General features: G+C 49.1%; 7 protein-coding genes. 1 reads left to right on the forward strand and 6 read right to left on the reverse strand.

Translation table 11 applies throughout. From position 1 onward, the window contains the following. Window positions 1-65: 65 nt before the first annotated feature. From K4A83_RS19445 to K4A83_RS19460, 4 genes are all read right to left on the reverse strand, one after another. Complete coding sequence (locus K4A83_RS19445; protein ID WP_265266339.1) at window positions 66-1,019, reverse strand: methyl-accepting chemotaxis protein; 954 nt, start codon at window positions 1,017-1,019, stop codon at window positions 66-68. 108 nt (window positions 1,020-1,127) lie between these two features. After that, window positions 1,128-4,316 (reverse strand): GAF domain-containing protein, encoded by a 3,189-nt coding sequence (locus K4A83_RS19450; protein ID WP_265266340.1) that lies wholly within the window; start codon window positions 4,314-4,316, stop codon window positions 1,128-1,130. A 77-nt stretch (window positions 4,317-4,393) separates the two neighbouring features. Continuing rightward, on the reverse strand, window positions 4,394-5,623 hold the full coding sequence (locus K4A83_RS19455; RefSeq protein ID WP_265266341.1) for a response regulator: 1,230 nt from the start codon (window positions 5,621-5,623) through the stop codon (window positions 4,394-4,396). 386 nt (window positions 5,624-6,009) lie between these two features. Further along, the gene (locus K4A83_RS19460) at window positions 6,010-7,281 is read right to left on the reverse strand and encodes a response regulator (RefSeq protein ID WP_265266342.1); all 1,272 of its coding nucleotides are present in this window, start codon (window positions 7,279-7,281) and stop codon (window positions 6,010-6,012) included. Window positions 7,282-7,603: 322 nt separating this feature from the next. On the opposite strand from K4A83_RS19460, the gene K4A83_RS19465 reads away from it, so the two are divergent. After that, window positions 7,604-8,569 carry a vitamin K epoxide reductase family protein gene (locus K4A83_RS19465; protein ID WP_265266343.1) on the forward strand — a complete coding sequence of 322 codons (966 nt, stop codon included), beginning with the start codon at window positions 7,604-7,606 and terminating at the stop codon, window positions 8,567-8,569. 175 nt (window positions 8,570-8,744) lie between these two features. On the opposite strand, the gene K4A83_RS19470 is transcribed toward K4A83_RS19465, so the two are convergent. Both K4A83_RS19470 and K4A83_RS23585 read right to left on the reverse strand, forming a co-directional pair. After that, window positions 8,745-11,570: a cyclic nucleotide-binding domain-containing protein gene (locus tag K4A83_RS19470; protein ID WP_265266344.1), complete on the reverse strand. Its 2,826-nt coding sequence runs from the start codon at window positions 11,568-11,570 to the stop codon at window positions 8,745-8,747. Between the two features lie 157 nt (window positions 11,571-11,727). Continuing rightward, window positions 11,728-11,904 (reverse strand): transposase (locus K4A83_RS23585; RefSeq protein ID WP_265266345.1); only part of this gene is annotated, 177 nt, incomplete at its 5' end.

Genomic DNA, 11,904 nt, shown 5'->3' on the forward strand with positions numbered 1-11,904 from the left:
CCCCTGCTCCCCTGCCCCCCTGCTCCCCTGCTCCCCTGCTCCCTAGCCCAGTTATTCAGCAAACCCTAATTGACCTTAAACTGCCGCACCACCTCCTGTAACTGTTCGGCCGTGGCTAAAGAATCTTGGAACGTATTCGACAACTGCACCGAAGCAATCGAGGTACTATTAGACACCTCCGCCACTTCTCGCATGGTTTGAGTGACCGATTTAGACTGTTCTAACTGGGCTGTTGTGGCTTGGGTAATGCCAGCCACTAACTCGCTAATCTGTGCCGTGGCCGCTGCGATCGCATTTAAATTTCCCTTTGTCTCCTCCACCAACGTAGTCCCCACACTCACCTGAGAAATGGCCGCCTCTGTCACCTTAATCACCTCACTGGTTTGTTGACGAATTTCCGCCACCAAGTTGGAAATTTCCAACGTCGCACTGGCCGACTGACGCGCCAAAGAACGCACCTCATCGGCCACCACCGCAAACCCTTTGCCATACTCTCCAGCCCGCGTCGCCTCAATGGCCGCATTGAGGGATAACAATTGAGTCTGGGTGGCAAAATCACTAATCAAATTGACCACCCGATCAATTTTCTGGGACGACTCACTCAACTCCCGAATCTTCTGGGAGGCTTGGGCTACCGTGTCCCGAATAGCCAGAATCCCCTCCACCGTGCGATTCATCGCCGCATCCCCGGAGTGAACCGTTTGGTTAGCATTCTGCACCGCCTGCTCAATAGCCGCCGCGTTTTGAGTCACATTTTGGGTAGAATTAACCATTTTCTGCACTTCTGCCAAGGCCTCATTTAACTCCTGAGCTTGTTCTTGGGCTTGGGCCGCTAAGTTCCGAATTTGGGCATCACTCCCAGCCGAGGTTTCCGCCACCCGGGCCGTGGCCGTTTGCACCTGCATGACAATAGCGCGCAAACTTTGCAGGGTGTTGTTATACACATCGGCAATGGTGCCTAACTCATCCTCCGAGAGGGGCGCTCGCACCGTTAAATCCCCTTCCAACGCTGGACGCACAGCCGACAGCAGTTCAATGGCGCGCCGTTGCAGCAGTTGGCGCTCGGCTTTTTCCCGTTGGGCGGCTTGGGCTAACTGTTCCGCTTGTTCCTGTAAGGTTTGTAAATCCTACGCCCGTTGCAGGGCAATCCCTAACTGAAGTCCTAACTGCACCATTAACTTAATTTCTGCGTCGTCCCACTGGCGCGGCCCGGAACATTGATAATTGGCCATTAAGCCCCAGAGTTTGTCCCCCAAAAAGATGGGAACGGTAATATAGGCGCGGGCTTGGAAACTCTCCAATAACTCCACATAACAGGGGGGAAATCCCGATTCATAAATATCATTCGTGGCGCGGAACTGTTCCCCTTTACGGTAGGTTCCCCCTTGAGTTTGTTGTAAGTAGGTGTCTTGGGACGCTAACTGAGACACCCGCATCTGTTTAATCGTGCAGCCTTCTGTGTCAATGTTGGCCTTGGTTTGGTCCAAGATGCTCCCATCTTCAAACTGCGCCCCCAATAAAGGCAACCACTCGGCTCCCACCGACTCGGCGACAAATTCCCCACTCCAATCTGGGTTAAACCGATAAACCCCCACCCGGTCTGATTTAAACACCTTGCGGGCTTCGGTGGTGGCAATGCGGAAAATGGTTTTAATCTCGGTGGATTGTTTAATTTTGTCAGAAAGGAGTGCGATCGCCCGTTCCCGTTCCACCGCTTCCTCTAACTTCTGGGCTTGTAACCGCAATTGCTCCAAATCTTCCCCCCGTTGCAGAGCAATCCCCAACTGCCCCCCCAAGTTCACCACCAGATTAATCTCTTCCGAAGTCCACTGACGGGGCCCCGAACATTGATAACTGGCCATCAAGCCCCATAATTTCTTACCCAAAAAGATCGGCACCGTTACATAGGCCCGGGCTTGAAAGCGTTCCAACAGTTCCACATAACAGCGAGGAAAGCCCGCCCCATACACATCATGACAAACCCGGTATTTATCCCCAGAAACGTAGGTTCCCCCCTTCGTCCGTTCTAAATAGGTGTCCTTGGTGACAACCTCCTTAGTCGTCATTTGTTTAATCGTGCAGCCTTCGGTGTCAATATTGACCTTGGTGGCTTCTAATAAGCTCTCATTCTCATACTGCTCCCGTAACAAGGACTTCCAATTCCCCGTCACCGACTCGGCCACAAATTCCCCACTCCAGTCCTCATTAAAGCGGTAAATCCCCACCCGGTCAGCTTTAAGCAGTTCTCGCACCTCTTGGGTCGCAATGCGGAAAATGGTGTCGGTATTCAGGGACTGTTTAATCTTGTCACTGACTACAGCAATGGTTCGTTCCCGTTTCACCGCCTCTTCCAGTCGTTGCGCTTGGGCCTTCACTTGGGCTAAATCTTGGGCCCGTTGTAGGGCAATTCCCAACTGGCCCCCTAAATTCACCACCAGATTAATTTCCTCATCCTGCCACACTCGCGACCCGGAACATTGATAATTGGCCAATAAACCCCAGAGTTTATCCCCCAAAAAGATGGGAACGGTAATATAGGCCTTGGCTTGGAAACTTTCTAGTAGCTCAATATAACAATCGGGAAACCCAGATTTATAGATATCATTACTCACCCGGAACTTTTCCCCTTGGCGGTAAGTGCCTCCCTTGGTGCGTTGGAGATAGGTGTCTTGGGCGGCTAATTCCTTAACGCGCATCTGTTTAATCGTGCAGCCGTCGGTGTCGATATTGCCCTTCGTTCCGGCTAAAATGCGCTCATCGGTGTCTTGGGCGCTCATCAAGGATAACCAGCCCCCGGCTACAGACTCGGCTAAGAATTGCCCACTCCAATCGGGATTAAAGCGATAAATCACCACCCGATCGGACTTTAACAACTTGCGAATCTCTTCAGTGGCTACTTTAAAGATCGTCTGGGTATCAAGGGATTGTTTAATTTTATCGCTGACTAAGGCGATCGCCCGCTCCCGTTCCACCGCCCGCTTTAATTGTTCGGCCTGTAAGCGTTGTTGGCGCAGAGACGCGGCTTGTTGGAGGGCGACTCCCAATTGATCGGCAATTTGCCCCACCAGCGCGATTTCTTCCTCCTCCCACTTGCGTGGTCCAGAACATTGATAGGTCGCCAATAATCCCCAGAGTTTATCCCCTTGATACACCCCCACCGTCAGATAGGCCCGGGCTTGAAAGCGTTCCAGCAGTTCAATATAACAGGGGGGGAAGTCTTTGGCGTAGACATCATTGGTCACCCGGAATTTTTGCCCTCGGGTATAAGTTCCCCCTTTCGTCCGTTCTAAATAGGTGTCGGCAATATCCCCCGTCGAGCGGTTTTTGATGTGGCGATTTTTGGGGTCTTTACTGCCGATCATTAACTGAAGGTTACAATCCTCGCTATTCTCTTGCAGTAAGGCATCTTGGGGCGGGTTTTGCATCAGAGAAGCCCAGCCCCCAGTTACAGACTCGGCCACAAAGCGCCCACTCCAATCGTTATTAAAGCGATAAATCCCCACCCGATCGGCTTTGAGCAGTTGGCGCACTTCTTGGGTGGTGGTTTGGAAAATGGTTTTAATATCGAGGGAACGACGAATGCGGTCAATCACTTTGGCGACGGTTTGTTCCCGTCGCGCTTGTTGTTGTAAGCGATCGCCAAATTCATAGGCCACCAAATGCAAGGCCAGCGCCGTGGCGATTTGCTCAATTAAATTAATCTCCTGTTGATTCCAGCGCCGGGCTTCATTGCACTGCTGCACCGTCAACAAGCCCCAAATTTGCCCCGAGAGCAAAATAGGACAACTCACACTAGACCGGACTTGAAATTTCTCCAGCAGTTGTAATTGATAGGGCGTGACTTGGGTGGTTGCCACATAATCAATGGTGCTACAGTCCAAACGTTGATAATCCCCCTGATGTTCCGCCCCAAAAAACGCCACAGGCAAGCTTTCCCCCCGCGCCGGAGTCCAGCCCCGATCTACACTTTCGGCTAACACTTCCCCCTGACTATCACTGGTGAAGCGATAAACCAGCGTCCGTGAGGCTTGGGTCAGTTCTTGCAGGTGTTGCGTCGTCAGATTAAGCAGGGTTTCTGAGTTAGTGGCCTGGCTCATTTGATCCCGAATCCGAGCTAAGGAGGAGCGCACCTGTTGAAAATGCTGTTCTAGAGTATTGCGCAGGGATCCCGCCGCATCGGGAAAGGTTAATTTCGGGTTGTTGTTATGGGTTTCTTCTGGCCGCCCATTGTCAGGAGTCTTGCCTTCAAATAACAAGGGGGGAGTAGGGGGAGTTGGCACAGTAGGGGAGGGGTTAGAGGGAGAAGTTTGAGTCATAGTGAGCAATGGATAGTGATTAATCTAAAGGGTATTGGTCATCCGGCCACTTCGGATTCAGCTTAAGGGGGAACGTCTTATCTTATAGTTTCCACGAAACGCTGTACGGTTTTTAAAATTCGTTCTGCATCAATGGGTTTAGACATAAAATCATTAGCCCCTACCATTTTCGCACGGACACGATCGACGATTCCATCCCGTCCGGTTAGGATAATAACCGGGGTGTTTTCCAGTTGAGCCACTCGGCGAATTTGGGCGCAGAGTTCATAGCCATTAGCAATGGGCATGACTAAATCCAGAAAAATCAGTTGGGGCTTATATTGAATCAGTAAGGGCAGGGCATTGAGGGAATCGGCAATGGGTAAAAAACCATACCCTGCCTCGGTAAAAATCTCCTCCATCACCTGACGAGTTTGGGGACTATCATCCACACAGGCAATCAGGGCTTTATGAACCGATTTAGGGGGTGGGGTGGGAGTCGGGCGACGACGTTCTTGGGGCAGGGTGACAGTATTGGAGGGCGGGGTGAGAAAACTGGGGGTGGGCAAGTCGGGTAAACTATGAAGACCGATAATTCTTTGTTGGATATAGGGAACTAAAGAGCGCGTCACATCAATGGTGTCTTGTTTCATCATCCAAGCTAAATCCCGGAGGGTACGCTTTCCTGTGATTAAGGTGACTAAGTTTTTATACACCATCGGGGAGGTTTCTTCTTCTAACTCCGCCAGACTATTAATCACGGGGGCAACATTGGGGGAAATACTCTTAAGGCCGGCCGCTTCCCACTGCTGCCACTGCCGTTGTACCTTGTCCACAATGCCCTCTAACTCTAGTACGGAGTTCTGTAACACTCCTAGATGGGAAGGACGTACCCCCGGGGCTTCTTGAATGGAAATGGCGGGAATGGCTGAGGTAGCCCGGGGGATTAAGCTGGCATTTTGTAAAATATCAAAGACCACTTCACCCACAATGCCCTGAATGGTACTTAAAACCGGATCGGTTTGGGATAGTTGACGACGGACTAATAAAACCAAAATGTTATAGTCCCAACATTCGGTTAAGTCATTTTGTCGCAGGGACATCTGACCGGGGTTAATTTGGGGACAATGTTTTAATAAATGCCGTCGCCACCGTCTTACAGGATGCTTGCCGCCCATTGCCCACACCAAGCGCCCAATACTCAGATATAACACCCATTGCTTTTGGGCGGTCAGGTTAATAGTCACTTTGCCTGTGAACTTGTCCTGAGCATAGCGACCCAGTTCAGATAAAATCAAATCTATGGGGTGTTCGGCGGAAGCAACCATAACGGGATCATAATTGTTTAAGGCTTTTTGGAATTGTAGCGTTTTCTTTTTCTTAATTGATCAGAAATTTGCTGTGGTGCCAGTTTTGGCAACAAGCAATTGAGTATTGATATATAGCGTTTCCCAATCATTGATCGACTCTCAGAGAAGTTTCTCATAATACTTCAAGCTCCTTGTAACCCTTGTATACTGTTCCCTGTTCCCTTTGCTTTCCCTTGTGGATTACAAAACTCAAATGGAAACGCTATAGCTAGTCCTAATGAGACATGAACTTTGGGCTATTGTCCTAGTTAAATTGCAGACGAGCCTTTTTAGCACGACTCAGATAGGTTGGCTAGAATTTATCATGAATAATGGGTTGCTAAGGACTGTTGATGGACTACTGTTTATGACTCAACCATATTGGCTGTTTTGGTATGTTTCCGCAGCACCCCTAAGACTTTTTCTGAATCAATTGGTTTGGCTAAAAAGTCGGTTGCACCGACAATTTTCGCCCGCACTCGATCGACAATTCCATCATTGCCTGTCAAAATGATCACTGGGGTTTCTTTTAATAAAGATACCCGGCGAATTTGGGTACAAATTTCATAACCACTGGCAATAGGCATCATTAAGTCTAAAAAAATGAGCGCAGGTTTACTCTTTAAAATGATGGGTAAAGCTTCTACCGCTTGTTGAACCGTAATACATTTATAGCCTGCACTGGTGAGCAATTCCTCCATCATTTGACAGACTTGGGGACTATCATCAACACATACCACTAAATCCTGTTCTGGGGAAAGGGGTTTTTCTGCGGCTGGACGGGCTGCATTGGCAATGTTTAAATTGGGTTGGGGAAGATCGGCAATTTCCACTAACCCAATATAATGGGCGCGGAGATAGGGCAACAGAGAGCGGGTTAAACTTAACAGGTCTTTTTTCGTTAAAACGGCTAAATCCTGTAGGGTGCGTTTCCCGTTCACTAATTCCACTAAGTGTTTATAAACTTGGGCGGAGGTTTTTTCTTGTAATTTCTCCTGCTGGGTCAAGACGGGGGCTAAATTGGGGGAACAAAGGGCTAGACCGGACTTTGCCCAATGTTCCCAGACTTTTTGGGTCATGTCGAGGGCAGGCTGAATTTCTAAAGTCCAGTTGCGGGGTAAAATCCCGGTGTCTGTGTTGGATGGGCGCACGCCTAAAGCGGGAACAATCTTAATGATTTCCTCGGATTCATTGCTGTTGCTGGGGTTGGATTCTCCTCCTTTATCTGGGGAACGGGCGGCCACTTGGCTTAAGGTGGCCAGTTGGGTGGCCTGGAGAATCTCAAATAAAACTTCGGTGACTGTGCCGCGAATGACGGCAATCACTTGCTCCCCATTGGCAATCCGACGCTGGGCGAGTAGGGTTAAGACTTGATAATCCCAACATTCAAAGCGGTCATTTTGGCGCAGGCGGACTTTGCTGGCACTGCTGAGTAGGTCATTGCGAATCATTTGCCTACGCCAGCGCCGGGTGGGATGGATTCCTCCTGTTGCCCAAGAAAAACGCCCTAGGGTCAAATATAAGCTCCACTGCTGTCCGGGGCTGACTTCAACATCTAAACGCCCGGTAAACTGCTGCTTGTGGTAAATCCCTAAGATAGATTCTAAATTGTTCGGTGTTGGCTGTTCCCCGTGCATTGGTGTATTGGGAGGGTTTCGATGCTTCTGTGGTTGATGCTCCTCTGTGAGTTGCTCAACATCAGATCTGGTTTTGTTTAAAACAATACTATTCGGAAATCGGCTTTTCACGGATTGGATTCAATCCCTAATGTTTTTTTAAGTTTTTCTTTTATTTATGATCATAGAATAAAATCCCTAGAAGGTTGAGAGGATGGGTGAATGATTTGGGTAAAGAATTGTTGAAGGTTAGGTAAAAAATACTTCAATCTTGCTCGTTTTGATAAAGAATTGTTGAAGTTGGCCAAAAAAGACAATAGTTTTCAGACAAAGTGACTCTGTTATGGTATTTAAATCTTGGATCCGCCCGGTGATTGGTGCGATCGCCTTTTTGGGCATGACCCTCACCGGATACTTGACTTGGGCGAAGTTCACCGGACAGGCGGTTAGCTGTTTGGTCGGTTCTCCAGAGGCCGCCAGTTCCTGTCAAACGGCTTTAGACAGTTCCTATGGGACTTTATTGGGCGTTCCCTTGACAATGATCGGGTTGTGTGCATATGCCCTGATGGGCGGTTTGGCTCTGAGTCCTTATATTATTGACCCGGTGGAAAACAAAAGCCTGAGAGCAGGGTTTGAGCAGGTGACAGGGCAAGGATTGCTGGTGGGTGCGATCGCCATGACCAGTTTTAGCGCCTACTTAGTGTCTATTTTAGTCTTTGAACTGAAAACGTTTTGCCTGTACTGTACCATTTCCGCTCTTTGTTCTCTCAGTTTCTTGGTGTTGACCCTGGGGGGGAGGAGTTGGCAAAACTTGGGGAGAATTGTCCTCAATGGTCTGTTGGCGGCTGTGATTATTTGGATGGGGGCGGGTTTCCTCTACGCCCAAACGCCCCCCCCTATCACCGATGGTCGCACCCCTATCCCCAAATTAACCACCTTACCGGAACCGGGGATTGGTTGGTCGGTAACGACTTCATCAGGAGCGGCGGAAATTGCCCTGGCGGAACATTTGACGGCCCAAGGGGTAAAAATGTATGGAGCCTATTGGTGTCCTCACTGTGCGGAACAAAAATTGCTGTTTGGCAAGGAAGCATTTGCCAAAATTGATTATGTCGAGTGTGCTAGTCAGGGGAAAAATGGCAACCCCGAACTCTGCCGGGAGGTGGGGATTGAATCGTTCCCGACTTGGCAAATTGGCGATCGCTTAATCTCAGGGATTCGCTTCCCGGAGCAATTGGCGCAAGAGTCGGGCTATCAAGGCTTAATGGAGTTTCAATACACGATTCCGGGGCTATATGGTCGCTTTTAATCAAAAGGAAGTTTAGGGGGAGCAGGGGAGTGGGGAATTGATAATTGATAATTGATAATTGACAATTGATAATTGTTTCCGATTCCCGACACCCGACTCCACTTCGACGGGGCGGTTATTGAGGGAAGTCGAGATGCAGTGACCACCGACTCCCGAAGACAAAAGGCTAAACAGATCACCCTTGAACCTGAACTGAGCGCACGAATCGCTGAAGTTGGCGACTTTCTAACTCTAGAACTCGTCGGGCAAAGTCAGGATCGTGATCGAGTAAATCATCAAAGGCATCCACAGGAATGGCGAGGATGCGGGTGGTTTCACTGTCCGCCACGATGGTATTTTCCGAGTGGCTATGGGTTAATACCTCTAGCTCGTCTAGGGTTTGTCCGGGGTGTAACTGCTCCACTTCCATCTCCCCTCCGGTTTGATAGTGAATATTGGCATCCCCTTCAATTAATAACAGGAGTTCCCGGCAAGTATCTCCCGCTTCTGTGATGACATCCCCTCGGTTATAGACTTTCACCGTTGCCCTGTTTGCTAGAGCAATTAACGTTTCGCTCCGCATCCGGTGGAAGAAATCGCTGTTAAATAAATAAACCGATTTTTCTAAGCTGGGAAAATCGCTGAGAGTCGGGTGAGTGGGGGAGGAGGGAGACCAAGATAGGAGACGCTCTACCATTTCCTGGAGCAGGTGAGAATTGAACTCATGGTCATGCTGGCGGGCGATCGCCTGACTCCGTTCAGCCTCCCCTTGAGTAATCAAGTAAAGGGCGGCGGCCTGAACCATTGGATTGGGATCTTGAAGCAGGGCTTCTAAATGACCCAGAATGATTTCAGGGGAGAGGTCAAGGGAACAAAACGCCGTAGTGGCTCCAGGCTGGGTTAGATATTGCAGGATTTCGGGAGGTAGGCGATCGCGCCAGTTTTCCCGATCTAAAAGCTCTCCTAAAATCCCGGGGGAGGCCTGTTGTAAACCTTCCGCTAGGGTGAGGGCAGCGGGATCAGAGGGGAGTTGTTCGAGGGTTTCGAGGAGCGATCGCACAATCAGTTCTTGTTTGTGACTGATATTTTCCCGCAGCAACGTTAACACCTCTTGATGTTCCCGCAACAAGGGTTGATGGATAGCGCGGTAACGGTCAATTAAGGCAGAGAGTTGAGTCAGCAGAAACTCCGCCTTTTTCACCAAACTGGCATCCTGAGAAAATCCACTCAAAATCCACTCTTCCTCCTGGGGGGTGATGGAATATTGACGGCGCAGGGAGCGCACATCCTCAGAATCCTCTAAGGATAATGATTCTAATGCCGTGGCATTGGGCTGTTGCTGTTGGAGCCGCAGCAACCGTTCTAAAGATTTCCGGTAGCCCGTCAAGCGAATCTGATTCTCTAAACTACGTTGACGATCAGGATTGAGTAACTCTGGATTCTCAATACCCAATTCCTCCAAGACAATCCGATGCTCCTCATCCGTAATGCCCAACTCTTGGCGCATTTGTTGCAAAATTTCCAGACTGCTGGAATAGTTCACATAACCTTCTTCCAAAGCGTCTCGCACCACCCCCTTATAGGCCTGATGTCGTTTCTCACGGGTAAAACCGGGCAGCACTTTCGCCAACACATACACCTCATGGGTATTGAGATCACTCAGCGCTCGTCCTTCCAAAAACGATCCCACATTCAACTGCAATTTTTCCAACTGTTTGCGGAAGCGATTAGCCAGATTTTCACGGGAATAAAGCTCAGGACTCCGCCGCCAAGTGGTATAAAGCCAGAGCGTACTGAGTGTGACTAAAGCAAGGTCATAGAGGTATTGCACCGCAACCGGGAGAAGCTGCACTAAGGGACGACCACTGAAGATAAAGAAAAAGTTGAAAATGCCAAAAGTACAGAGGGTAAAAATTCGATGGCGCAGGATTTCAATCGTTAGGGAGTGATGTCGCCGACTGTAGGATTTAGCGCGTTTTTCAATCCACCGTCCCCCCCAATAGCCAAGAGCGGTACAAGTCCCCAACACGAGCGGCACGGCCACTAATTTGGGAATATTAATCACCTGCCCAAATAAGTAGAGTCCGGGGCTTAAGAGGGAAGCCAGTTGATCCGTTTGTCCCAGCCATGCCCCAGAAAAATAATAGTTCCAGTTGCCTGCATAGAGATAGTAATAGCTAAAATAGCCAATCACTAACCCCACATAGCCATAGCGTAGAAATTGGGTTTCGGGTTTATCTAAGCTGTTCCAATAAGTGCGTTCCGCGTCAATGTCAATGCAGGGATTTTGACAAGCAACACAAGCGCTTTGTTCTTTCCCATCGGGTAGCACCGTGCGACACATAGATTGAGTAATCAATTGTTCACTGGTATGGGCTTTACTGCCCAACAGACCCCCCGGTTCACTGTAGATACTTTGCACCGGAGCCATCGGACAAAAGTATTGACACCAAGACTTACCACCGTACCAATAGCCCACGAAAATAGCCACGGCAATGGTGAATAAAACCCAGCCCGCTAGCACGATGCGATCCGCATTAAAAAACAAAATGCGCCCACATAACCCCACAAAAAGCCAGCCAAATTGGAGATAGGCATAGTTTCGACCTAACCAAGAATCGCCTTGAACCTTGGCCAATTCATAGCGGACTTTGCCCGTCTTTTTGTTTTCTCGCTTAAATTGACGCTGCCATCCCAAAGCGCGGGGGATTTGAGACAAGAAAGAGAGGGGACAAATCCGCCGCCATAGCTCATGACCAAAGACTAATAAAATAAAGATGGCACTCGGCACAATTGCCCCCCAGAAGAGGGTTGTTCCTAAAGGATAGGGTTGCTGGGCTAAACATTCTCCCTGCACTTCCACACAGGTATCCGCCAGTCGCAAGGGACTCCAAGGATGATCCGGTTCCGTGAGGGCTGAAGTCCAGGGATCGTAAAATAGGGACGCAATCACCAGGAGCCAGGCGATGGTCAATCCCCAGCGAATCCAGTGCATTCGGGTTTCTGAGAGGTTTGCAAACATGGATGATTTCTTAAATAATTTTCGCTTCATTTAATCATTTTGACGCTTCAGCAGACCCTAAGTAGGGAATAAGTTACCCAGAAAGGGTTTTTTCTGCCAACAGGTAGGTTGAGAATTGACCATTGACCGAAAATAATGGGATTCAAGCCCCGTCCTTCTAGGACGGCTTTTCTTGATTTCTAATATATTGTTTAAGGACTTCTAGCTGCGCTCCACCCACAGAAATAGCAAAATAGCTGGGACTCCATTTTTCAATTACCCCCAGGCTTTCTGCTGTAAATACAGACCTCCTGTATTTCGTCACACAGACCAAATGAATTTTCAAATCTGTAAC

Origin of the sequence: Spirulina subsalsa FACHB-351, from assembly GCF_026130165.1 — a bacterium.
Lineage (GTDB): Bacteria > Cyanobacteriota > Cyanobacteriia > Cyanobacteriales > Spirulinaceae > Spirulina_A > Spirulina_A subsalsa_A.

Coding starts and splice junctions, on each gene's coding strand:
- K4A83_RS19465 (WP_265266343.1), top strand. CDS start 7,604: ATGGTATTTAAATCTTGGATCCGCCCGGTGATTGGTGCGATCGCCTTT.
- K4A83_RS19450 (WP_265266340.1), bottom strand. CDS start 4,316: ATGACTCAAACTTCTCCCTCTAACCCCTCCCCTACTGTGCCAACTCCC.
- K4A83_RS19455 (WP_265266341.1), bottom strand. CDS start 5,623: ATGGTTGCTTCCGCCGAACACCCCATAGATTTGATTTTATCTGAACTG.
- K4A83_RS19470 (WP_265266344.1), bottom strand. CDS start 11,570: ATGTTTGCAAACCTCTCAGAAACCCGAATGCACTGGATTCGCTGGGGA.
- K4A83_RS19460 (WP_265266342.1), bottom strand. CDS start 7,281: ATGCACGGGGAACAGCCAACACCGAACAATTTAGAATCTATCTTAGGG.